The organism is Streptomyces alkaliterrae (assembly GCF_007097205.2).
Classification (GTDB): Bacteria; Actinomycetota; Actinomycetes; order Streptomycetales; family Streptomycetaceae; genus Streptomyces; species Streptomyces alkaliterrae.
This window is the reverse complement of sequence record NZ_VJYK02000057.1, coordinates 1-22,835: the sequence shown is the minus strand read 5'-3', so window position 1 is coordinate 22,835 and position 22,835 is coordinate 1. Positions and strand designations below refer to the sequence as shown.

At 71.4% G+C, this 22,835-nt stretch carries 19 protein-coding genes; 8 read left to right on the top strand and 11 right to left on the bottom strand.

Annotated features, from left to right (window positions below):
- Window positions 1-136 precede the first annotated feature (136 nt).
- Window positions 137-796: a snapalysin gene (gene snpA / locus FNX44_RS07915; RefSeq protein WP_143647266.1), complete on the bottom strand. Its 660-nt coding sequence runs from the start codon at window positions 794-796 to the stop codon at window positions 137-139.
- Window positions 797-1,046: 250 nt separating this feature from the next.
- Here snpA and FNX44_RS07910 point away from each other — a divergent pair, with 250 nt between their 5' ends.
- Window positions 1,047-2,009, top strand: coding sequence for a LysR family transcriptional regulator (locus FNX44_RS07910; RefSeq protein ID WP_323369126.1), 963 nt, complete (start codon window positions 1,047-1,049; stop codon window positions 2,007-2,009).
- A 75-nt stretch (window positions 2,010-2,084) separates the two neighbouring features.
- On the opposite strand, the gene FNX44_RS07905 is transcribed toward FNX44_RS07910, so the two are convergent.
- Both FNX44_RS07905 and FNX44_RS07900 read right to left on the bottom strand, forming a co-directional pair.
- Window positions 2,085-2,594, bottom strand: a complete 510-nt coding sequence (locus FNX44_RS07905; protein ID WP_143647264.1) for an SRPBCC family protein — start codon at window positions 2,592-2,594, stop codon at window positions 2,085-2,087.
- A gap of 89 nt (window positions 2,595-2,683) precedes the next feature.
- Window positions 2,684-3,286: a CGNR zinc finger domain-containing protein gene (locus tag FNX44_RS07900; RefSeq protein ID WP_143647263.1), complete on the bottom strand. Its 603-nt coding sequence runs from the start codon at window positions 3,284-3,286 to the stop codon at window positions 2,684-2,686.
- 91 nt (window positions 3,287-3,377) lie between these two features.
- On the opposite strand from FNX44_RS07900, the gene FNX44_RS07895 reads away from it, so the two are divergent.
- Window positions 3,378-4,163: a class I SAM-dependent methyltransferase gene (locus FNX44_RS07895; protein WP_143647262.1), complete on the top strand. Its 786-nt coding sequence runs from the start codon at window positions 3,378-3,380 to the stop codon at window positions 4,161-4,163.
- Window positions 4,164-4,293: 130 nt separating this feature from the next.
- Here FNX44_RS07895 and FNX44_RS07890 read toward each other — a convergent pair whose 3' ends face one another.
- The gene (locus FNX44_RS07890; protein ID WP_143647261.1) at window positions 4,294-5,490 is read right to left on the bottom strand and encodes an NAD(P)-dependent malic enzyme; all 1,197 of its coding nucleotides are present in this window, start codon (window positions 5,488-5,490) and stop codon (window positions 4,294-4,296) included.
- A 574-nt stretch (window positions 5,491-6,064) separates the two neighbouring features.
- Between FNX44_RS07890 and FNX44_RS07885 the strand changes: the two genes are divergently transcribed.
- The 6 genes from FNX44_RS07885 (at window position 6,065) to FNX44_RS07860 (ending at window position 13,207) form a co-directional block, all read left to right on the top strand.
- A complete protein-coding gene (locus FNX44_RS07885) occupies window positions 6,065-7,000 on the top strand; it encodes an ABC transporter substrate-binding protein (RefSeq protein ID WP_143647260.1) in 936 nt (311 codons plus the stop codon).
- 41 nt (window positions 7,001-7,041) lie between these two features.
- Window positions 7,042-8,004: an amino acid ABC transporter permease gene (locus FNX44_RS07880; RefSeq protein ID WP_143647259.1), complete on the top strand. Its 963-nt coding sequence runs from the start codon at window positions 7,042-7,044 to the stop codon at window positions 8,002-8,004.
- Complete coding sequence (locus tag FNX44_RS07875; protein WP_323369124.1) at window positions 8,001-8,777, top strand: amino acid ABC transporter ATP-binding protein; 777 nt, start codon at window positions 8,001-8,003, stop codon at window positions 8,775-8,777. Before FNX44_RS07880 ends, FNX44_RS07875 begins: the two co-directional genes overlap by 4 nt.
- Window positions 8,778-8,935: 158 nt before the next feature.
- Entirely contained in the window at window positions 8,936-9,898 is a 963-nt protein-coding gene (locus FNX44_RS07870; protein ID WP_143647258.1) for a zinc-binding dehydrogenase, read from the top strand.
- A gap of 141 nt (window positions 9,899-10,039) precedes the next feature.
- A complete protein-coding gene (locus tag FNX44_RS29665) occupies window positions 10,040-12,700 on the top strand; it encodes a type 1 periplasmic-binding domain-containing protein (protein ID WP_143647257.1) in 2,661 nt (886 codons plus the stop codon).
- Window positions 12,701-12,730: 30 nt separating this feature from the next.
- Window positions 12,731-13,207 carry a GNAT family N-acetyltransferase gene (locus tag FNX44_RS07860; protein ID WP_143647256.1) on the top strand — a complete coding sequence of 159 codons (477 nt, stop codon included), beginning with the start codon at window positions 12,731-12,733 and terminating at the stop codon, window positions 13,205-13,207.
- A gap of 55 nt (window positions 13,208-13,262) precedes the next feature.
- Here FNX44_RS07860 and FNX44_RS07855 read toward each other — a convergent pair whose 3' ends face one another.
- The 7 genes from FNX44_RS07855 to FNX44_RS07825 form a co-directional block, all read right to left on the bottom strand.
- Window positions 13,263-14,285 (bottom strand): PadR family transcriptional regulator, encoded by a 1,023-nt coding sequence (locus tag FNX44_RS07855; protein WP_143647255.1) that lies wholly within the window; start codon window positions 14,283-14,285, stop codon window positions 13,263-13,265.
- Between the two features lies 1 nt (window position 14,286).
- Window positions 14,287-15,156: a DUF4097 family beta strand repeat-containing protein gene (locus tag FNX44_RS07850; protein WP_323369122.1), complete on the bottom strand. Its 870-nt coding sequence runs from the start codon at window positions 15,154-15,156 to the stop codon at window positions 14,287-14,289.
- A gap of 138 nt (window positions 15,157-15,294) precedes the next feature.
- Window positions 15,295-15,474 (bottom strand): DUF6104 family protein, encoded by a 180-nt coding sequence (locus tag FNX44_RS07845; RefSeq protein ID WP_143647253.1) that lies wholly within the window; start codon window positions 15,472-15,474, stop codon window positions 15,295-15,297.
- Between the two features lie 127 nt (window positions 15,475-15,601).
- Window positions 15,602-19,432, bottom strand: coding sequence for a multifunctional oxoglutarate decarboxylase/oxoglutarate dehydrogenase thiamine pyrophosphate-binding subunit/dihydrolipoyllysine-residue succinyltransferase subunit (locus tag FNX44_RS07840; protein ID WP_181356255.1), 3,831 nt, complete (start codon window positions 19,430-19,432; stop codon window positions 15,602-15,604).
- Window positions 19,433-19,716: 284 nt separating this feature from the next.
- The gene (locus FNX44_RS07835; protein WP_323369120.1) at window positions 19,717-20,817 is read right to left on the bottom strand and encodes a sensor histidine kinase; all 1,101 of its coding nucleotides are present in this window, start codon (window positions 20,815-20,817) and stop codon (window positions 19,717-19,719) included.
- A 58-nt stretch (window positions 20,818-20,875) separates the two neighbouring features.
- On the bottom strand, window positions 20,876-21,637 hold the full coding sequence (locus FNX44_RS07830; protein ID WP_143647251.1) for a response regulator transcription factor: 762 nt from the start codon (window positions 21,635-21,637) through the stop codon (window positions 20,876-20,878).
- 67 nt (window positions 21,638-21,704) lie between these two features.
- Window positions 21,705-22,484, bottom strand: coding sequence for a spermidine synthase family protein (locus FNX44_RS07825; protein ID WP_228449737.1), 780 nt, complete (start codon window positions 22,482-22,484; stop codon window positions 21,705-21,707).
- Window positions 22,485-22,835: the final 351 nt, after the last annotated feature.

Genomic DNA, 22,835 nt, shown 5'->3' with positions numbered 1-22,835 from the left:
TCTCCGGGCGGGGGCGGGTCGTCGGTCAGCGTCGCAGCCGTCCCGGCAGCCGCTCAACCCGTTTTCACCCGGCGGGGTGCGTCCCTCCCGCCACGCACGGCGGGAGGGGCGCACCACGAGGCCCGGCCGGCCCCGGTCAGGGCAGCTTGACCCCGAGTTCCTTCGCGAACGTGGACACCGCCCGCGCCCAGCGGGCGTTCACCCGGTTGATCTCGTTCTGGTTGGGATACGCGTTGGTGCAGGACGGCCCGGGCCCGCCGCCGGACATCAACTCGCTGCACGGGCCCCGGTAGTTGTCGGGCAGGCCGAGTACGTGACCGGTCTCGTGGGAGGTGACGCGGGTGGAGTTGTAGACCTGGTTCTGCCGGTAGTCGAGGAAGATGTAGCCCCGGCCCCGGCCGTCGGTGTACGCGTAGGAGCCGCGTGAGTCGTTGCCCTCGCGGTACGTGAAGTCGGGGTTGCTGCCCTCGACCAGCCGTACGTTGCTGACCGAGGAGTTCCAGATCCGGGTGCTGGCGGCTATCTGGTTGCGGAAGGTGGGGGCGCTGGCGGCGCTGTAGGTCACGGTGACCGCCGTTGCGCCCGGGTTCTCGGCGTGCTTGCGCAGCGCCGACTTCATCACGGCCTCGAAGAACGCCCGGTTGCCCGCCTCGTCCTCGGCTGCGGTGCCCGAGTAGCCGAGGTGGGCGCGGTCGCTCGGGGGCGCGGTGGCGGTGGCGCTGCCCGGCACCGCCGCGAGGCCGGCGGCCAGTCCGAGTCCGAGCGCGGCGGACAGCACGGTCCTGAGGTGTTTCATGGGGGGTTGGTCCCTTCTTCGTGTCTCCGCGTCCCGGCCGCCGGTGTGGGGTGGGCGGCCGGGGGTGCGAAGTGACGTCGGGTTGCCCTGAGTGTCGGGCACCGGGACCGCCGTGTGGGCTATGCCATCCGGCGATAACCCGGCACTATCGCCCGGGCCCCGGGGCGGTCTCGGACCTGTCCGCCAACTCCCTTGTCTCGTAACGCTGTTGGCCTGGTTATGGTGCGGCGTCCGCGGCTATGCTCCCGGCGTGGAGCTCGAAGTCAGGCATCTGCGCGCGCTGTGCGCCATCGCCGACACGGGCAGCGTGCGCAGGGCCGCTCGCCAACTCGGCGTGACTCAACCGTCGTTGACAACCCAGCTGCGGCGCATCGAACACGCCTTGGGTGGCCAGCTGTTCGTACGCGAACGGTCGGGCAGCGAACCCACCGCGCTCGGCCGCAGCGTGCTCAGCCGGGCGCGGCCGCTCGTCGCGGAGATGGCGGCGCTGGTGGCCGAGACGCGGGCGGCGGCCCTGCGGTCGGGCGGCGGCGGCACCCTGCGGGTCGGCGGCACGGGCAGCACCGGCAGCCGCGCGGTCGCCGGGTGGCTGCGCCGCCTGCGCGCCCGGCACCCGGACCTGGGCACCACCATCCGCATCGACGTCTCCGCCAACCGGCTGCTGCGCGAAGTGGCGCAGAACCGGCTGGACGTGGTGTTCGTGCACGAGGTCACGGGCTGCCCGCTGCGGCTGCCGCACGGGGTGGCGGTCCGCGTACTGCTCGAACGCGAACCGCAGTTCGTCGCCCTGCCCGAAAGCCACCCCGCGGCCGCCCGCGCGGAGGTGCCGCTGGGCGAACTCACCGGCGAGCGCTGGATGGTCGACCCGGCGGCGGACGGCGAGTGGGACGGACTGCTAAGGGCGCTCGGCGCGGCGGGCGAGAGCCCGCGTCTGGTGTGCGGGGACTACCTGACCGCCGGCGACCTCGTCGCAGCGGGTGAGGTGCTGATGCCCTGCCAGCCGACGACCGTGCCCCGGGCCGGGGTGGTGACCCGCCCGCTGGTCGGCGACCCGCTCACCGTCCGCCTCCTGCTGGCGTTCCGCGCGGGGGAGCGGACCGCGGAGGTGGACGCGGTGTTCGAGGACCTGCGCGGCGCCTACCGGGAGGTCGCACACGCAAACGCGACCTACCGCGACTGGCTCGCCCTGCGCGGCGCCCCGCTGGCCGTCTGACCGTTCCGGGCCGTGGCCACGGCCGGGCCGTGGCGGGGCCGTGGTCGTGGCCGGGGCCCCGGGCCGGTGCCGGGCTCAGGCGCGGCCGAAGCGGCTCTCGTACTCCTTGAGCAACTGGGACTGCCGACGGCCGACGGACACCTTGGGCTCCCGGCCCTCCAGCACCGACTTCAGCAGGTCCAGGCAGATGTGCCACCCGGCCGCGTTGCGTACGGCCCACTCGCGGCCCTCGAAGGACGCGGTGAGCGTCAGCCGACAGCGCCCCTCGCCCTCCGCCGCGTTCTCGCCGGTGTCGGCCAGCTCCACCCGGATGGTGTCGCCGTCCCAGGTGAATGCGAAGACGGACGGTTCGTCGAACTCCAGGACGGTGCCGTGCGTCGGCGGCTCCTCGTCGCCCTCGAAGGTGAACGTCAGCTCGGTGCCGGGGGCGGGTTCACCGTCGGCGCGGTCGACGCGGGCGGGGAACCACCCGCCCATCAGCTCCGGGTCGGTGACGGCCCGCCACACCTCGCCATGCGGATGGCGGTAGTCGCGCTCGAAACGCAGGGTCTGCCGGTCGCCTTCGCTGTGCAGGGTCGCGGTCACGGTTCCCCTTCTTCTCTTTCGGCGGCGCCTGATGCGGTCGGCGCCTCGTCCGGTTGGTGGGCCGTCCGTCCGGAGACGGACCGCCCACCCTACTTGTCCTCCGCCGGACGTCCGGCGGAGGTGTGTCGGCCGCTCTCGGCACGTTTGCGGGCGCGATAGGCGGCGACGTTGGCGCGGGTGGCGCACCGGCCGGAGCAGTAGCGGCGGGAGCGGTTGGTGGAGGTGTCGATGTAGGCGTTGCGGCACGGGTCGGAGTTGCACACGCCGAGCCGGTCCACGCCCAGCTCGGTCAGGCTGACGGCCAGGCCCATGCAGGCGATCGCCGCGTAGCCGGCGCCCGCGTTGACCGGGTTCTCGGCGAGGTGGAGGTGCCAGCGCGGGTTGCCGTCCTCGTCGCGGTAGTCGTGGCCGGCGATCTGCGGGCTCGCCGGGTACTCCATCAGCAGGGTGTTCAGCAGGTCGACGGCGCGGAACTCGTCCTGCTCGCCGGCGGCGGCGAAGACCGCGCGGAGTCGGGCGCGGACGGCCCGCAGCCGGTTCACGTCGGCGTCCGAGACCCGCCGCGCGGCCTGCCGGTGGCCGCCGAACAGCTCCCGTACCACTTCCACGGAGGTCAGGGTGTCCGTGCCGCGTTCGGGCTCCTCGGTGTTCACCAGCCGCACGGCGAAGTCTGCGTAATAGGTCAGTTCCACTTGTGATCCTTACGGCTGCTGGTTACAGTCGGGGCCGGGAGAGGTAAGGGCCGAACATCGGTCCAGCCTATTACGTCACCGAGGGGAAGTCATGGCGGACACCACGGACACCACCACCCGGCCCGACTGGCAGGCCTGGCAGCGCAGCTGGGACCGGCAGCAGGAGCACTACCTCCCGGACCGGGAGGAACGCTTCCGCACGATGCTCGACGTCGTCGAGGCCGCCGTCGGCCGCACACCCCGCGTCCTGGACCTGGCCTGCGGCACGGGAAGCATCAGCGACCGACTGCTGACCCGCATGCCCGACGCGCACAGCACCGGCGTCGACCTCGACCCCGCCCTGCTCACCCTCGCCCGAGGCCACTTCGCGGACGACAAGCGCGTCGAGTTCGTCCGCCTCAACCTCCGCGACGCGGACTGGACCGACCACCTCCCGCACCGCCAATACGACGCGGTACTGACGGCCACCGCCCTGCACTGGCTCACGCACGGTGAGCTCGTCGCCCTCTACGGTCGCATCGCGGGCGTACTGCGCCCCGGCGGGGTCTTCCTGAACGTCGACCACATGCCCGACCCGACCACGCCCCGTATCGACGAGCTGATGGCCGTCCACGACCGTGCCCGCCGCGCGGAGGAGAAGGAGCGCGGCGTGCTCGACTGGGTCGACTGGTGGCGGGCGCTGGAGGAGGAGCCGAGCCTGGCCGAGGTCGTCGCCGAACGCCACCGCGTCTTCGCCGACCCGGCGAAGGGCGACCACGCCGCCGACCAGATGCAGTCACCCGCCTGGCACGTGGAGGTGCTGCGGCACAGCGGCTTCACCGAGGCCCGCACGGTCTGGGCCTCGCCCCGCGACGCCATGGTCCTCGGCCTGAAGTAGCGCGCGGACGCAAACGGCGGGCCTGCTCCCCGGCCCCGGTCCGGCACAGAACCGGATGGGGTCGGGGAGCAGGCCCGCCGATACGCGCTCCTGGCCGCCCGGGCGGCCACGAGGGCCGCCGGGCGCCCGCTCAGCGGCGGGCCACGCCCTCCGCGCGGGCGGCCGCGGCGACGGCCGCCGTCACGGCCGGTGCGACCCGCTCGTCGAACGGCGAGGGGATGACCCGCTCGGCGCTCAGCTCGTCGGCCACCACGGCGGCCAGCGCCTCGGCGGCGGCGAGCTTCATGCCCTCGGTGATCTTCGTGGCGCGGACCTGGAGGGCACCGGCGAAGATGCCGGGGAACGCCAGCACGTTGTTGATCTGGTTCGGGTAGTCGCTGCGTCCGGTCGCCACCACGGCGGCGTACTTGCGGGCGACGTCCGGGTGGATCTCCGGCGTCGGGTTGGCCATCGCGAAGACGAAGGCGCCCGGCGCCAGCTTGGCCACGGCCTCCTCCGGCACCGTGCCGCCGCTGACGCCGATGAAGACGTCCGCGCCGTCCAGCGCCGACTCCAGCGAGCCGGTAAGCCCGGCCCGGTTGGTCAGGCCCGCGATCTCCCGCTTCACGTCGGTGAGGTCCGTGCGGTCGGCGGAGACGACACCCTTGCGGTCGCAGACCGCGACGTCCCCGATCCCCGCCTCCACGAGGATCTTGGCGATCGCGATACCGGCCGCGCCGGCACCCGAGATCACCGCGCGCAGCTCGCCCAGCGGCCGGTCCGTCAGCTTCGCCGCGTTGCGCAGCGCGGCGAGCGTGACGATGGCGGTGCCGTGCTGGTCGTCGTGGAAGATCGGGATGTCCAGCGCCTCCTGGAGGCGCCGCTCGATCTCGAAACAACGCGGGGCGGAGATGTCCTCCAGATTCACCCCACCGAAGGACGGCGCCAGCCGGACGACCGTCTCCACGATCTCGTCCGTGTCCTTCGTCGCCAGCGCGATCGGCACCGCGTCCACGCCGCCGAACTGCTTGAAGAGGATCGCCTTGCCCTCCATCACCGGGAGCGACGCCTCCGGACCGATGTCACCGAGGCCGAGCACCGCGCTGCCGTCCGTCACGACCGCCACGACCTGGGACTTCCAGGTGTAGTCGTGCACCAGCTCGGGCTGCTCCGCGATCGCGCTGCACACCTTGGCCACGCCGGGTGTGTACGCGAGAGACAGGTCGTCGGCGTCCCTGACCGGGACGGTCGCGCGCACGGCCATCTTGCCGCCGCGGTGGAGGGCGAACGCCGGGTCGATGGCGTCCTCGTCCAGCTCACTCTGCGGATCAACAATCTCCGCTGCCACTTTTGACCCCTTATTTCCTTAAGTTGCCGAGGGTACCGCTGCCTGGTTGGGGAGCGGGGCGGGCACCGCGTCCGTGTCCTGTTCGGTGGATGGCCACCGTCCAGGGGGAGGTACGGACGCCGGGCGCGCCGCACACGCGCCCGTGTCCCCGGGTGAGGGGTGTAACTGCCCTTTGTACCTGATACGGGTGTCGGCGGACGAGTGACTTTTGGCCGCCTGATCAGGCCACCGCGGGTGGCGGGGGTGACGTGGGCGGTGTCGCGGCCGCATAGTTCCTGGTGAATCACGACAAGCCAGACGTCGGGCGGGTGCCGCGCGGCTACCGGCCGCGCACACGGGGTGACGAAGCTCTCAACGGGCTGGCAGGCTGTTCGGAGAGGGCCGCCGATGACCGAGCGTGACCGGACGATGTTCGTTCACCGGTTTCCGTTATCCGATTTTGATATCCGTGACGCCCTATGACCCGGTACCCGGATGGCAAGATTCCACCCACTACGTCCGGGCGGACACTCGAAGGCGTGTTCCGAACCTCGCCCGGTACGGCTACTCCCTCACCCAGCAGGAGGACCCCAGCATGACCGCAAGCACCACCCGTCGTTTCCTCCCCCGCCGCCGGTTCGCCGCGGCCGGAGCCCTCGCGGTCGCGGGCACCCTCCTGCTGAGCGCCTGCGGCGACCAGACCGAGGGTGCCAAGGAAGGCAACGGCGGCCAGAAGACCTCCGACGCCCCGCTCTTCGACGAGCTGCCGAAGAAGTACCAGGACTCCGGCGTCATCAAGGTCGGCTCCGACATCGCCTACGCCCCGATCGAGTTCATGAAGGACGGCAAGGTCACGGGCATCGACCCGGACATCGCCACCGCCATGGGCAAGGAGCTGGGCGTCGAGTTCAAGTTCCACAACGGCACCTTCGACGGCCTCGTCCTCGGTATGAACTCCGGCCGCTACGACGTGATCATGTCGGCCATGACCGACACGAAGGAGCGCCAGCGCGGCGCCTCGGACGACGCCGAGGGCGGCGCCGACTTCGTGAACTACTTCCAGGCCGGCTCCGCGATCCTCGTTGCCAAGGGCAACCCCAAGAAGATCAACGGTGTCGACGACCTGTGCGGCAAGGGCGTCGCGGCCCAGCGCGGCACCGCCAACCAGACGCTGCTGAACGACCAGCAGAAGAAGTGCGACAGCAAGATCAAGCCGTTCATCGCCGACCAGGACAGCGACTCGATCACCCAGCTCCAGACCGGTCGCGTCGACGCCGTGATCACCGACTACCCGGTGGCGCTGTACAACGCGCTCACCGCAGGTGGCGGCGACCGCTTCGAGGTCGTCGGCGACCAGATCGAGGCCGCCCCGTACGGCATCGCCGTCAGCAAGAAGAACCCCGAGCTGCGCGACGCCATCCAGAAGGCGATGCAGGCGATCATCGACAACGGTGAGTACGCGAAGGTCCTCAAGAAGTGGGAGGCGGAGGCCGGCGCCATCGAGAAGGCGACCGTCAACGCCGGTAAGTAAGCACAAGTAGTCCAAGGAACCACAGCTAAGGCAATCCACTCGTGACCGAAGCGAACGACAAGACCCCCGTCGGGGGCGGCAGCGTGGCCGCTCCCGACGAGAGGGTCAAGCCCGAGGCCATCAAGGCCATTCCGGTGCGGCACTACGGCCGATGGGTCAGCTCGGTTGTCGTGCTGTTCCTCCTCGCCGCGATCGTGCTCGCCTTCAGCCGGGGCCAGATCGAATGGAGTGTGGTCGGGGAGTACATCAACGACGGCACGGTGATCAGGGGCGCCTGGGCCACGCTGCAACTGACCCTCTACGCGATGTTGATCGGCGTTGTGCTGGGCATGGTGCTGGCGGTGATGCGGCTGTCGCAGAACCCCGTACTGCGGAACGTCGCCTGGGGCTACATCTGGTTCTTCCGCGGCACTCCTGTGCTGGTGCAGCTCTTCCTCTGGTTCAACCTCTCTCTCGTCTTCACCTATGTGGACCTCGGTCCCATCTACAAGAACGAGATGACCGACGTCATGACGCCGTTCATGGCGGCGCTGCTCGGCCTGGGTCTGAACGAGGCCGCGTACATGGCCGAGATCGGCCGCGCCGGAATCCAGTCGGTCGACCGGGGGCAGACGGAGGCGGCGCACGCGCTCGGTATGAGCCCGGCGAAGACGACCAGGCGGATCGTGCTGCCGCAGGCGATGCGGGTCATCATCCCGCCGACCGGCAACGAGTTCATCAACATGCTGAAGACCTCGTCGCTGGCGTACGTCATCGGCTTCTCCGAGTTGTTCCTGGTCAGCCGCGAGGTCGGCTCGGTCAACCTCGCCGTGATGGAACTCCTCATCGTCGTGACCATCTGGTACCTGATCCTCACGACGATCTTCAGCATCGGTCAGTACTACCTGGAACGGCACTTCGCACGGGGCTCCGACCGGGCGCTTCCGCCCACGCCGTTGCAGAAGATCCGGGCGAACGTGCTGTCCTTCCGCCGCCAGGCCGGCCCCGGAGGTGTGGGCGCATGACCAGTCTTTCGAAGCAGCCGATGGTGAAGGCCGAGGCCGTTCACAAGTCCTTCGGCCTGATCGAGGTCCTGAAGGGCATCGACCTGGAGGTCCAGCAGGGCGAGGTGTTCTGCCTCGTCGGTCCCTCCGGTTCCGGTAAGTCGACCTTCCTGCGGTGCATCAACCACCTGGAGAAGATCAACGCCGGGCGGCTCTACGTCGACGGTCAGCTCGTCGGCTACCGCCAGAAGGGCGACAAGCTCTACGAGCTGAAGGAGCGGGAGGTCGCCGACCAGCGCAAGGACATCGGCATGGTGTTCCAGCGTTTCAACCTCTTCCCGCACATGACGGCACTCCAGAACGTCATGGAGGCGCCGATGCAGGTGAAGGGCGAGTCCAAGGCGAACGCCAGGGAACGCGCCGCGAAGCTGCTGGAGCGGGTCGGTCTCGGCGACCGCAAGGGCAACTACCCGGCCCAGCTCTCCGGCGGCCAGCAGCAGCGTGTCGCCATCGCCCGCGCGCTGGCGATGGACCCGAAGCTGATGCTGTTCGACGAGCCGACGTCGGCGCTCGACCCGGAGCTGGTCGGTGAGGTGCTGGACGTCATGCGGGACCTCGCCGAGTCGGGCATGACCATGGTCGTGGTCACCCACGAGATGGGCTTCGCCCGGGAGGTCGGCGACTCGCTGGTCTTCATGGACGGTGGTGTGGTCGTCGAGTCCGGCCACCCCCGCGACGTCCTCAGCAACCCGCAGCACGACCGCACCAAGGCGTTCCTCGCGAACGTGCTCTGAGTACCCGAAACACCATGTGGGTGGTACCGGCCGACCGGCCGGTACCACCCACATGTCTGTTCGGGCGGGAAGCAACCACTCCGGCGGCGTGGGCGGCGCGGTGTGTGTCACAGCGGGGTGTGGTTCCGTGGGGCGCTACCGGGGCGTAGCTTGTGGCCATGTTTGCTGCGTACGCCGCCCGGATCGACCGGGAGAAGCCGCTGAACGGTCTTGAGCTGGGGGAGCGCCCCGAGCCGCACGTGCCGGTGGGTTGGACCGCCGTCAACGTGCGGGCCGCCTCCCTGAACCACCACGATCTGTGGTCGCTGCGAGGTGTCGGCATCGGCGAGGAGTCGCTGCCGATGATCCTCGGCTGCGACGCCGCCGGAGTGGACGCCGACGGCAACGAGGTGGTGATCTACCCGGTCATCGGGCTGACCGGGCACGGGGTCGGGCCGGACGAGCCCCGCACGATCCTCACGGAGAAGTACCAGGGCACGTTCACCGAGCGGGTCGCCGTCCCGCAGTGGAACGTGTTGCCGAAGCCGAAGGAGCTGACCTTCGAGGAGGCGGCCTGCCTGCCGACGGCGTGGCTGACCGCCTACCGGATGCTGTTCACGAAGGCGGAACTGCGTCCCGGGGACAGTGTGTTGGTGCAGGGCGCCGGCGGCGGCGTGGCGACGGCCGCGATCGTGCTGGGCGCGGCGGCGGGTCTGCGGGTCTTCGCCACCAGCCGCGACGAGGGCAAGCGGCGTCGAGCGGAGGAGCTGGGCGCGGAGCTGGCGCTGGAGAGCGGTGCGCGGTTGCCGCACCGGGTGGACGCGGTGATGGAGACGGTCGGCGCCGCCACCTGGTCGCACTCGGTGAAGTCGCTCAAGCCCGGCGGCACGATCGCCATTTCCGGTGCCACCAGCGGCTATACACCGTCCAGTGGTGAGCTGCACCGGATCTTCTTCCAGGAGCTGCGGGTGCTCGGCTCGACGATGGGCACCAAGGAGGAGTTGGCGGCGTTGATGAGCTTCTGCGTCGCCAAGGGCGTGCGGCCGGTCATCGACTCGACGCTGCCGCTGGACCGGGCGCGGGAGGGCTTCGAGAAGATGGCGACCGGAGACCTGTTCGGGAAGATCGTGCTCACCGTGTAAAGGGCTGGTTCGGCCCGGCACTCTCGGGTATGACGGTAGGACCCTGGCCGCCCGGGCGACGGGTGGGGTGGCTGGGGTCCACGCAGCGTCAGTGCGGGGCCGGTCCCGCGGGGCCGGCCCTCGGGGGAGACGGGTGATGCCGTGAGTGTGATCGGAACGGAGCCGGGCGTCCCGGCGGCGGCCGGGGCGGAGGAACTGCTGGCCGCGTTCGACGCGTTGGTGGTCGAGCCGCCGCGTGGGCGGAGGCACGCGGCGCTGCTGCTGTTGACGCGGGAGGACACTCCGGCGCCGGGCGGGGCGTCGCCGGCCGAGCGGCTGTTACACGGCCTGCGGGCCCGCTGCGTGGACAGTGAGCACCGCGCGCTGGCCCCGCTGACGAGTTGGCCGCCGGAGGGCCGTTCCGGCGACGGCGCCGACCAGGTGCGTTTCTACGAGGAACTGGTCGAGGGGCTGCGCAACACCCGCCCGCCGGACGTGGGGACGCCGCGCTTCCGTGACTACGAGCTGATGCGCACGGTCGTGGAGGCCCGCTTGACGCCGAGCGGCGGTGAGGCGCGCACGGCGGCGCTGCGCGCCCTGGTGCACCGGGCTCGCTACCCCGCGCGGCCCTCGGGCCCGCCCGCGCCTGGCGACGTGCTGCCGTGGTTCGGGCAGTTGGCGCTGTGGGCGTGGAGCGTGGTGGCGCAGCCGCTCTCCAGTCGGCTGATCGGCCGGCGGATGATGCGCGGCTGGTTCGCGCACTGGGCGAAGACGGCGCTGGGCGCCACCCAGCGGGACTTCTACCAGCCGGCCGTGCAGCTCACCGACGGCGGCCGGCTGCACAGCGCCGAGCACATCGACGCCGTGCTGACCCGGGCGCTGCTCGCCGATCTCGACCGGGCGTTCGGCCGCCGCTGGCTGTCCCCGTGGCGCCGTCGGCGCACCACGCGCTACGTGCTGCTGCTCGCCGAGCCGGCCGGCGGGCGCCGCGCGCGGGCGGAGGCGCAGCGGGTGCGCGGTTTCCTGGCGGCCTACGTGGCCGCGGTGCAGCAGCACCGGACCACCGGCACGGTCGTCGTGGCGGTCGGCGGCGAGGAGACGCGTGCCGCGCTGGGCCACGAGGAGGTGCCGGACCTCCCCGCTGCGGCCGAGGCGTTGCGCGGCGGTGGCGGGCCGCTCGCGGGCTGCGCCGTGCGGCCGACCGACCCGGCGGGGTCGCCGTCGGCGGCCGCCGTGCGTTGGCTGCGTGAGCATCCGAAGCTCCCGGACCGGGCCGGGCCGCGCCGCCCGCCGGCCAGGGCGGCGGCGGTGCAGTGGGCGGCGACCGGTACGGCGTTGGTCGCGCTGTACGCCGGTGCCGGCACGGCGGGGCTGCCGCTGCCGCTGTTCGGCGTCCGGTCCTGCCCGGACGGCCAGTTCGAGGCCGCCGACGGCCACGGCTGCCTCGGCCTGAGCGACGCGACGAGCCGCTTCGCCGGGAGCTCCGAGGAGTACGACGACCTGCTGAAGATCATCGACGAGACCAACCGCAGGGTCGACGGGCTCGGCCCGGAGCACGAGGTCCGCACGGTGGTGGTCATGCAGCCGTTCAGCGCGGGCCGTACCTTCGGCGAGTTGGTGGAGGGCGGGGTGCTGCCGGAGTTGCGCGGCATCGCGCTCCAGCAGCGGGAACTGCTGCGGGAGACGGAGAACAGCTCGCGGAAGGTCGGTATCCGGCTGCTGCTCGCGAACACCGGGCCGAGCTTCCAGGAAGGGGAGAAGGTCGCGCGGCTGGTCGTCGAGCGGGCGAGCCGGGAGAACATCGTGGGCGTGATCGGCCTGGGCCAGAGCCGGCCCGGCACGAAGGACGCGATCAGGGAGCTGGGCGCCGCCAGCATCCCCATGGTCGGCACCTCGGCCACCGCCGACGAGATGCTCGACATCAGCCCGCAGTACTACCAGATAGCCCCGCCGAACCGCCGGGAGGCGCAGGCGGCCGTGACGTTCCTGAAGTACGAGGACTTCGTGCGGGTCGCGGGCGGGGAGAAGGCGCGTACCGAGTCCGCCGTGGTCGTCTACGACCCCGCCGACCCCTACAGCCTGAACCTGGCGACCGACTTCCAGGACGAGTTCCGCCGCCAGATCGGCGACCAGGTCGTACCGGCCGAGCACGCGCCGGACGGCGGTTCGCTCAACGACCTGGCCCGGAAGGTGTGCGCGGCGATCGAGCAGGAGTCGGCGACGGTGGTGTTCTGGGCCGGGCGCGCCCGCGAGATGCTGGCCTTCCTGGACGACTTCACGGACATCCCCGAGTGCCACGACCGGGTCACCGTGCTCGGCGGCGACGACCTCACCAACTCCCTCATCCGGGAGGAGAACCCGGTCTCCATCTACCCGGCCCTCACGCTGCACCACATGGCGCACGCCGTGCCCGGAGTGGACGCGCCCACCAAGGAGGCCAAGACCTTCGTGCGGCTCTACCTCCAGGAGTTCGGCAAGGACGACAAGATCGACATCGTCAACGACGGGCACCCGGCGCTCGGTTGGGACGCGCTGAAGGTGCTGGCCCACGCCGTGAACATCGCCCGCGACTCCGGCGGCGCGATCTTCCACCGGACGGCCGTCTCCTCCACGCTCCGGAGCAACAAGAACAACATCCAGGGCGCCACCGGCGTCCTCGACTTCTACGCGGGCGGGCGCACGGTACAGGTCCCGGCGGACAAGCCGATCTACGTCGTCGACGACGCCCCCGAAGGCCCGCGTATCGCGCTCAGGTGCGGCAACTTCGGCGTGGGTCAGCGGGCGACCGAGTGGGGCGACGGCCACCCCTGTCCGAAGGACTGAGCAGGTCCGCCGGGTGCGATCATCGTCGGCATGGAGTGGATCATCGAAGCCGCGCCGGTCGGGTCCGCGGAGGCCCGGGCGGCGCTGCTCGCCTACTACACCGACATCGTGGGGCGCTACCACGGCCGCCCGGCCCGACGGGACGAGGTGGCCGCCGCGATGGCGGCCGAGCCGAGCGACGACCTCGTCCCACCCGGCGGCGTCTTCCTGCTCGGACGGCGCGGCGGGGAGGTCGGCGGCTGCGCCGGAGTGCGGCTGGTCGAGCCGGAAACCGCCGAGCTGACCCGTGTCCACGTCCGGAGCCCGTGGCGCGGCACCGGTGGCGGCTCGGCGCTGGTGGCGGCGGCCGAGGCTGCGGCAGCGCGGCTCGGCGCGCGGACGATCCGGCTGGACACCCGCTCCGACCTGGTGGAGGCCCGTGCGCTGTACGCCGGGCGCGGCTACCGCGAGGTCGAGCCGTTCTGCTCCGGTCCGTACAGCGACCACTGGTTCGTCAAGGAACTGTAGGAACGAGACCACGGCGGGGCCCGGCGTCACGGTGACGCCGGGCCCCGGCGGCGGTTCAGCGGTGGAGTTCGGAGGTGAGGGCGGCCGCCGCCGCCGAGAGGTGGCGCCGCATCTCGCGCAGCTGCTCGGGGGTGACGCCGTGGTCGCGGGCCGCGTCCCGGACGTCGTCCCGGAAGCGGTCCAGCAGGCGCTCCAGCTCGCGGACCGGGTCGGTGGGGCCGTCGGCCGGCTCCCGCGCCCACTCGGGCTCCTTGGCCATCCGCACGGCGCCGGCCGGAGGGGCGCCCTCGGGGCGGGTCTCGTCGGCGCGTGGCTCCTCGCCGGTCTGCTGACCGCCGGTGAGGCGGCCCAACGAGCCGAGCTGATCGGCGAGTTCGGCCATGCCCTCGCGGAGCGCGCCCTGCCAGTCGCCGGCCTTCGCGCGCTCCTGGACCTGCTCCTGCACGCCGCGTGCGACGCGCAGCACCTCGTCCCTGGCCTCCTGACGGGCGCGCCTGGCCCGCTCCTCGGCCTCCTCGGCCTGCCGCCTCGCCTGCCGGCTCTCGTCCTTGGCCCGCTTGGCCTGTTCCTGCCACTGGCGTTTGGCCTTGCGGACCTCGTCCTTCGCCCGCCGCCAGGCCTCCTGGTCGTACCAGGGGCGGCCCTCCTCGCCGCCGGCGCCACCGCTGCCGCCTCCGGCGGTCGGCTCGGTTCGGCTGCTGCGCGCGGCGGCGGCCATCTCCCGCCGCAGGTCGTGCACGGAGCCGCGTACGTCCTCGTGGATCTCGGCGGCGAGCGCGGTCAGCGACTCGTGTATCTCCAGCTCCAGCTCGGCCAGTTCGTCGCGGCGGTCGTCGAGTTCGGCGCGGCCCGCGTCGGTGATCGAGTAGACCTTGCGGCCGCCCTCGGTGCTCTGGCTCACCAGTCCCTCGGCGGCGAGCTTGGCCAGCCGGGGGTAGACGGTCCCCGCGGAGGGCGCGTAGAGGCCGTGGAAGCGCTCCTCCAGGAGGCGGATCACCTCGTAGCCGTGGCGGGGCGACTCGTCGAGCAGTTTCAGCAGGTACAGGCGCAGCCGGCCGTGGGCGAAGACAGGAGGCATGTCAGGCGTCCTTCACGAGGGTGGTGGGGTGGGCTGTGTCATCAGCGTCCTCGTCCGCGGGCCGCCGGAGCAGGGCGAGCGGGCCGGAGACGGTGGTGGCGCGCAGCCGCCCGCGCCCGGCGCCGAGCGTGCCGGTGACGCGCTTCGTCCCCCACTGGCCGGCCACCTCCAGCTCCTCGAAGTCGCAGGAGAGCGGCCCGCCGGCGCTGCCGGCGTCGACGACCGCGTCGACGGGCTCGGCGAGGCGTACGGCGATCTCACCGGAGACCGACCGCAGGGTCACCTCGCTCGGCCCGCCGTGGTCGGCGACGTCGACGACCAGCGCGCCGCCGACCGTCTCGGCCTGCACGACGCCGCCGCGCCCGTCGACGACGGTCAGGTCGCCGGAGACGGACTTGAAGCGGAGGTCTCCCGCGACCGACTGGGCCTGCACGGTGCCGGAGACCGTCTCGGCGCGGACCGGGCCGCCGAGTCCGACGAGTGTGGTGTCGCCGGTGACGCCCCGCACCTCGGTGTGCCCGGCGACGCCGGAGACCACGGCGAGCGCGGTGACGGAGTCCACCCGGACCCGGGCGGTGGCGGGCACGGCCAGGCTCAGCTCCACCCGGCGCTCGGACCGGCCGCCGGGGAGTTTGAGGAAGTCCTGCCAGGGAAGGTCCTCATAGCCCACGGTGAGCGTGCCGTCCTCCCAGGTCACCCTGGGTGGTGGCCCCTCGACGGCGGTCACCTCCAGCAGGGCGTCCCGGTGCGGCCGCTCTCCGCCGACGACGTTCACGCGCCCGCCCACGACCGCGATCCGCACGCGCTCCACTGGGCGGTCGACGTTGAGCTTCTGTGGTTCGCTGATGGACCACTCGGACCGGTCGGTCACGGCAGGCCTCCTGTCTGCGACTCGACCGACGCGACACGACATGTCGCGTCTTGTGTGCCATCCACGTTACATCGCGTTCGAGGCCCGTCAACGGCGCTTGTGCGACAGGACCGTCACAGCGCTAGCGCCGGGGACGGCTCACTCGTCGTCCTCGTCGTCCAGCCGCGCGAGCCAGGTGGCCAGCCGCTCGACGGGCACCTCGAAGTCGGGGTTGAGGTCGACGAAGGTGCGCAGCTGCTCGGCGAGCCAGCCGAGGGTGACCTCGTCGTCGCCGCGCCGGCTCTCCAGTTCCTCGATGCCACGGTCGGTGAAGTACACGTCCTGCTCCGGTGTTCGCTCGGTTGTGTGCGGCCGCCCGCCGACGGAACGCGGACGGGCCCGGGCCGAAGAAGGATCTTCGGCCCGGGCCCACCCTACGGCGCCGCCGGTACGGCGTCGGTGCCGGTCAGAGGTCGAAGACCTCGGTGACCAACTGCTGCTGCTCGGCCTGGTGGCGCTTGGCCGAGCCGACCGCCGGCGAGGACGACGACGGGCGCGAGACCCGCCGCAGCCGGTCGGCGTTCGGCACCGGCTCGGAGCCGATGATCAGATCCAGGTGGTCGACCAGGTTGAGCGCGATGAACGGCCACGCACCCTGGTTCGCCGGCTCCTCCTGGGCCCAGACGAACTTCTCGGCGGCGCTGTACTTCGCCATCTCCGCCTGGATCTCCTGGCCCGGCAGCGGGTACAGCCGCTCCAGCCGGATGATCGCGGTGTCCTTCGCACCGCGCTTCTGCCGCTCGGCGTCCAGGTCGTAGTAGACCTTGCCGGAGCAGAACACGACCTTGCGGATCTGCGACGGGTCCACCTCGCCGGACTCCACCGGCACGTCGCCGATGACCGGGCGGAAGCCGCCGGTGGTGAACTCCTCCGTGCGGGAGGCCGCCGCCTTCAGACGCAGCATCGACTTCGGAGTGAAGACGACCAGCGGCTTGTGGTGCGGGTTGTGCACCTGCCAGCGCAGCAGGTGGAAGTAGTTCGACGGCAGCGACGGCATGGCGACCGTCATGCTGTTCTGCGCGCAGACCTGGAGGAAGCGCTCGATCCGGGCCGAGGAGTGGTCCGGGCCCTGGCCCTCGTAGCCGTGCGGCAGCAGCAGCGTGACACCGGAGGTCTGGTTCCACTTCTGCTCGGCGGAGGAGATGAACTCGTCCACCACCGTCTGGGCGCCGTTGACGAAGTCGCCGAACTGCGCCTCCCACATGACCAGCGCCTCGGGGCGGGCCAGCGAGTAGCCGTACTCGAAGCCCATCGCCGCGTACTCGCTGAGCAGCGAGTCGTAGACGTTGAAGCGGGCCTGGTCCTCGGAGAGGTACAGCAGCGGGGTGTAGTCCTCGCCGGTGTTCTGGTCGATGAGGACCGCGTGCCGCTGGCCGAAGGTGCCGCGCCGGGAGTCCTGGCCGGCGAGCCGGACCGGGGTGCCCTCCATCAGCAGCGAACCGATGGCCAGCGTCTCGCCCATGCCCCAGTCGATGGTGCCGTCCTCGACCATCGCCGCGCGCCGCTGGAGCTGCGGGAGCAGCCTCGGGTGCACGGTGACCCGGTCGGGGATGTTCACCTGGGACTCGGCGATCCGCTTGACGACCTCCGGGCTGACGGCCGTCTCGACCGCGACCGGGAACTCCGCCTGCGGCACCGGGGCCTCCGCCGGGGCCGGCGTCACCGCCGCCTCGCGGACCTCGCTGAACACCTTCTCCAGCTGGCCCTGGAAGTCCTGGAGGGCCTGCTCGGCCTCCTCCATCGTGATGTCGCCGCGACCGATCAGCGACTCGGTGTACAGCTTGCGCACCGAGCGCTTCTTGTCGATCAGGTTGTACATCCGCGGGTTGGTGAACGAGGGGTTGTCCGACTCGTTGTGGCCGCGCCTGCGGTAGCAGACCAGGTCGATCACGACGTCCTTGTTGAACGCCTGGCGGAACTCGAAGGCCAGCCGGGCCACCCGGACCACGGCCTCCGGGTCGTCGCCGTTCACGTGGAAGATCGGGGCCTCGATCATCCGCGCCACGTCGGTGCAGTACATCGACGAGCGGGCCGCCTCGGGCGCCGCCGTGAAGCCGACCTGGTTGTTGATGACGATGTGCACGGTGCCGCCGCAGCGGTAGCCGCGCAGCTGCGACATGTTCAGCGTCTCGGCGACCACGCCCTGGCCGGCGAACGCCGCGTCACCGTGCAGCTGGATCGGCAGGACGGTGAAGTCCGTGCCGCCCTTGCCGATGATGTCCTGCTTGGCGCGGGCCACACCCTCCACGACCGGGTCGACGGCCTCCAGGTGCGAGGGGTTCGCGGTGAGCGAGACCTTGATCTGCTCGCCGTTGAGACCGGTGAAGGTGCCCTCGGCGCCCAGGTGGTACTTCACGTCGCCGGAGCCGTGCATCGACTTCGGGTCGAGGTTGCCCTCGAACTCCCGGAAGATCTGCGCGTAGGACTTGCCGACGATGTTCGCCAGGACGTTCAGCCGGCCGCGGTGGGCCATGCCGATGACGGCCTCGTCCAGCCGGGACTCGGCCGCCGAGTCGATGATCGCGTCCAGCAGCGGGACGACGGACTCGCCGCCCTCGAGCGAGAACCGCTTCTGACCCACGTACTTGGTCTGGAGGAACGTCTCGAACGCCTCGGCCGCGTTGAGCCGGCGCAGGATGCGCAGCTGCTCCTCGCGCTCGGGGTTGGAGTGCGGGCGCTCCACCCGGTCCTGGATCCACTTGCGCTGCTTGGGGTCCTGGATGTGCATGTACTCGATGCCGGTGGTGCGGCAGTACGAGTCGCGCAGTACGCCCAGGATCTCGCGCAGCCTCAGCATGGACTTGCCGGCGAAGCCGCCGACCGCGAACTCCCGCTCGAGGTCCCACAGGGTGAGGCCGTGCGAGGCGATGTCCAGGTCGGGGTGCTTGCGCTGCTTGTACTCCAGCGGGTCGGTGTCGGCCATCACGTGGCCGCGGACCCGGTAGGAGTGGATCAGGTCGAAGACCCGGGCGGCCTTGGTGACCTCGTCGTCGTGGGAGACGTCGATGTCCTGGTTCCAGCGGACCGGCTCGTACGGGATCCGCAGGGCCTCGAAGATGTCGTCGTAGAAGTTGTTCTCGCCGAGCAGCAGCTGGTGCATCACCCGCAGGAACTCGCCCGACTGCGCACCCTGGATGACCCGGTGGTCGTAGGTGCTGGTCAGCGTCATGACCTTGGAGATGCCCAGGCGGTTGAGGGTGTCCTGGGAGGTGCCCTGGAACTCCGCCGGGTACTCCATGGCGCCCACGCCGATGATCGCGGACTGCCCCGGCATCAGACGCGGCACGGAGTGCACGGTGCCGATGCCGCCCGGGTTGGTCAGCGAGCAGGTGACGCCGGTGAAGTCGTCCATCGTCAGCTTGTTCGCGCGGGCGCGGCGGACGATGTCCTCGTAGGCCTGCCAGAACTCGAAGAAGGTGAGTGTCTCCGCCTTCTTGATGGCGGCCACCACCAGCTGGCGGTCGCCGTTGGGCTTCACCAGGTCGATGGCCAGGCCCAGGTTGACGTGCTCGGGCTTGACCAGCGTCGGCTTCCCGTCCTTCTCGGCGAAGGACCAGTTCATCGACGGCATCAGCTTCATGGCCTGGACCATGGCGTAGCCGATGAGGTGGGTGAAGGAGACCTTGCCGCCGCGGGCGCGCTTGAGGTGGTTGTTGATGACGATGCGGTTGTCGAACAGCAGCTTCACCGGCACCGCGCGGACGGACGTGGCCGTCGGCAGCTCCAGCGAGGCGCTCATGTTCTTCGCGACGGCGGCGCTCGGGCCGCGCAGCGTCACCAACTCGGGCCCGGCCGGCTTCTCCGCGTCCTCCGCGCCCTTTGCCGGGGCGGCCTTCGCGGGTGCGGCCCCCGCCGGAGCCGGCTTGGCGGGCGCGGCGGCCTGGGCCGGAGCCTTCGCGGCGGCGGGCCGATCGGCGGGCTGGGCCGCGGGCTGGGCCTTCGCCGGCTCGGTCCGCTGCGGCTGGGCCGCCGGCGCGGCGCTGGTGGGAGCGGGCCGAGAGGGGGCCTGCGCGGCCGTCTCAGCGGGCCGCGCGGGCGCGTCGCCCGTCGTCTTCCCCGGCTTGTAGTCGGCGAAGAAGTCCCACCAGGCCCGGTCTACGGAGTTCGGGTCCTGGAGGTACTGCTGATAGATCTCGTCGACGAGCCACTCGTTGGGACCGAACCCGGCGTCGGGAGTCTTCCCTTGCCCGTCCTGGTCGGTCGAGATGCTCGAGGTCTTCGGGGACTGTGACGACACGGCGGCAACCGCCCTCTTCCGCTTCACATGGTGATGGACAGCGGGAATCAAGGCTACGCCTTGCGAGCCGTTCGGTGCAGTCCACACCGGCCTCACGTCGCGCACGTCACACAAATTCGTTGGTTTCGACGCCGGTGGAGGCGGGAAACACAATGAGTTTTGCCACGTCAGGGTGCGCGCGACCGAGACTCGGGCGCATCTTTGCGCGAGCCTTACCCCCGCCCAGGTGACGAGTGAGACGACGGGAAGCAGCGGAATGGTTGCTTCCGATCATCGACCCTACGTCAGTCGAGCTCCCGGACCGGCCCCGGGAGGGTGACGACCATCCGGCAGCCGCGCGGCGACTCGGCGACCCGGATGCCGCCGCCGTGCAGATCGACCGCCCAGCGCGCGATGGCCAGCCCGAGACCCGTCCCACCGTCCTTGCCGTGCGGGGCGGTGGCCGCGCGGCCGAACCGCTCGAACACCCGCTCCCGATCGCACTCCGGGATGCCCGGGCCCTCGTCCTGCACCTCCAGCACCAGCCCCTGCGGCTGGTCGGAGCCCCGGGCACGCAGCGTCACCCGGCCGTGCGGAGGGGAGTGCTTGACGGCGTTGTCGACGAGGTTGGACACCACGTGTCGCAGTCGTTCGACGTCGGCGTAGCCGATCAGCTCCGGCGGCGAGACGTCCAGATGCAGATGGACGTCCGTACGGGCGTGGGCCGGCCCCTTGGCCGTGTTCGCGTCCTTCAGCACGCTCGACAGATACGGCCAGACCTCGAACGGCCTGGCGTGCAGCGGTACGACCCCGTTGTCCAGCCGGGACAGGTCGAGCAGGTGCTCGACCAGGCCGCTCAGTCGTTCGGTCTGCCGCAGCGCCGTGCGCATCGTCTCCGGATCGGCCTCCGAGACGCCGTCCACCACGTTCTCCAGCACGGCACGCAGCGCGGCGATCGGCGTGCGCAGCTCGTGGGAGACGTTGGCGACCAGCTCCTTGCGGTGCCGGTCCACCGACTCCAGCTCGGCCGCCATGCTGTTGAACGTCGTGCCCAGCTCGCCCAACTCGTCGCGGCGGTCGAAGCGGACCCGCCGCGCGTAGTCGCCGCGCGCCATCGCCCGCGCGGCCACCGTCAGCTCGTCCAGCGGGCCGACCAGCCCGTGCCCGACGAACTGGGTCAGCAGCAGCGAGGCGATCACCGCGAAGATCGCGATCACCCGCAGCTCGATCGCCGCGTGGAACGCCACGAAGATCAGGAAGGTGGTGATACCCACCGAGAGGATCACCAGCGCGGCCAGCGCCGCCTTGACCGACCGGAACGGGTCGAACGGGCGCAGCGCCTGCCACGTCCGGGCGCGCAGCGACACCCGCTGGCGCGCGGGCCGCTCGCCCGGCGGAGCTTCCACGGGCGGACCCGGCGGCCCGTGCGGCCCGACCGCCGTCACGCCCGGCCTCCGGTCCGGCTCACAGCCCGTCGACGGTGGGTGCGGGCGACTCCAACGCGTACCCCACACCGTGCACCGTGCGTATCCGCTCCGCGCCGATCTTCCGGCGCAGCGCCTTGATGTGGCTGTCGACGGTCCGGGTGCCCGAGGCGTCCGCCCAGTCCCACACCTCCGCCAGCAACTGTTCACGGGAGAGCACCGCACGCGGCGACCCCGCCAGGCACACCAGCAGGTCGAACTCCGTCGGCGTCAGATGCACGTCCCGGCCGCCGACCCGGACCCGCCGCTGCGCGTGGTCGATCTCCAGCTCGCCCAGCCGCAGTGTGCCCGAGGGCGGGGAGGAGACGGCGACCGCCGCGCGTTCCATCCGGCGCAGCAGCACGTGCACCCGGGCGACCAGCTCCCGCATCGAGAACGGCTTGGTCATGTAGTCGTCCGCACCGACGCCCAGACCGACGAGCATGTCCGTCTCGTCGTCCCTGGCCGTCAGCATCATCACCGGCAGCGGACGCTGGGCCTGCACCCGGCGGCACACCTCGAGACCGTCGAAGCCCGGCAGCATGACGTCCAGGACAAGCAGGTCCGGCTGCCAGCTCTCGGCGGCGGCCACGGCCGCCGGACCGTCACCCGCCGTCTGCACGCTGAAGCCCTCCGCGCGCAGCCGGGCGGCGATGGCCTCGACGATCGTCGGGTCGTCCTCGACGACCAGAACCCGGCGCTGTGCGCCCGGGGTGACCGCGGTCTCCCCGCCCTGGGTGTGCGCCGTGCCCTTGTGCTCCATACCGCCCGCCCTGTGCCTTCACGTGGGATGCCAGGGCAGCAGACTAAGGGGGTCGCGGCTGCCCGGGCTACGCCGGTCGGACCGCGAGGTGCACCACGTCGGGGACGCCTCGGACGACCGGGATCTCTTCGGCTCTTACCCCCCGGTATCCGGAATGACGCAATGCGTCCTCGAAGGCCGGGGACGGCTGCGCGGACCACACCGCGAGCACTCCGCCGGGGTTCAACCGGGCCGCGCAGGCGGCCAGTCCGGCGGGGGAGTAGAGACCGCCGTTGCCCTCGGTGACCGTCCAGTGCGGGCCGTTGTCGATGTCCAGGCAGAGCGCGTCGTACCGTTCGGCGGCGCCGGGCGCCGGGGCGCGCAGATGATCCAGGAGATCGGCCTCCACCAGACGGGTCCGGGGATCGGCCAGCGCCCTGCCGGAGACCTCGACGAGCGGACCTCTCCGGTGCCAGTCGATGATCGCCGGTTCCCGCTCGACCACGGTGATCGCGCCCCACCTCGGCTGCGCCGCCGCCTCGTCGAGGGAGAACCCGACGCCAAGACCGCCGATCAGCAGCCGTGGCGCGGCCGGCGCCGCTCCCCGGTCCAGCTCGTCCAGCGCGGCCCGGACCAGCAGGCGCTCCGAACGTCCGTCGGAGGTGTCCATGAGGAAGCAGCCGTTGACGATGATCTGGAGCAGAGCGCCGTGCCGGCGCAACACCACCTCGCCTGCCGGCCCCGTCCGCCGGTCCAGCACCTCGGGCGGCCCGCCCCGCCGGTCCGGTGCGCCCGCTGCGGGCGCCGGGCCGCCTCCGCCGCAGTCGCGGAGATCGGGCGAGCCGGGTGAGGCTGGTGAGTGCGACATGGGAACATCCTGATCCAGGTCCGGTCGGCGTTCTCGGGATTCTCGGCGTCGTCGGCGTCGGAGTTGTTGACATCGGGACCGTTCAGCCCTGACATTGACGACCCACGACGTGATTGAATCGGTATCGAACTTTCACACGCGGCCGGGAACTCGGCGCCGCCCGCACCGTAACGGGTGACCGCCGCCTCGTATCGGAGGGAGCCGGGTATGCGCACCTGGGTACGGACCGACCGCGGGCGCGCGGTCACCGACGCCGGGCCCGCCGTGCCGAACCAGCCGGAACGGCACACGCCGTCGGTCACCCCGCCGCCCGCCGCCCCGGCCGGCGGCAGGCGGGGGCGGCGCGGCGGC

Coding starts and splice junctions, on each gene's coding strand:
- snpA (WP_143647266.1), bottom strand. CDS start 796: ATGAAACACCTCAGGACCGTGCTGTCCGCCGCGCTCGGACTCGGACTG.
- FNX44_RS07870 (WP_143647258.1), top strand. CDS start 8,936: ATGTTTGCTGCGTACGCCGCCCGGATCGACCGGGAGAAGCCGCTGAAC.
- FNX44_RS07830 (WP_143647251.1), bottom strand. CDS start 21,637: ATGGAGCACAAGGGCACGGCGCACACCCAGGGCGGGGAGACCGCGGTC.
- FNX44_RS07875 (WP_323369124.1), top strand. CDS start 8,001: ATGACCAGTCTTTCGAAGCAGCCGATGGTGAAGGCCGAGGCCGTTCAC.
- FNX44_RS07885 (WP_143647260.1), top strand. CDS start 6,065: ATGACCGCAAGCACCACCCGTCGTTTCCTCCCCCGCCGCCGGTTCGCC.
- FNX44_RS07825 (WP_228449737.1), bottom strand. CDS start 22,484: ATGTCGCACTCACCAGCCTCACCCGGCTCGCCCGATCTCCGCGACTGC.
- FNX44_RS07895 (WP_143647262.1), top strand. CDS start 3,378: ATGGCGGACACCACGGACACCACCACCCGGCCCGACTGGCAGGCCTGG.
- FNX44_RS07855 (WP_143647255.1), bottom strand. CDS start 14,285: ATGCCTCCTGTCTTCGCCCACGGCCGGCTGCGCCTGTACCTGCTGAAA.
- FNX44_RS07860 (WP_143647256.1), top strand. CDS start 12,731: ATGGAGTGGATCATCGAAGCCGCGCCGGTCGGGTCCGCGGAGGCCCGG.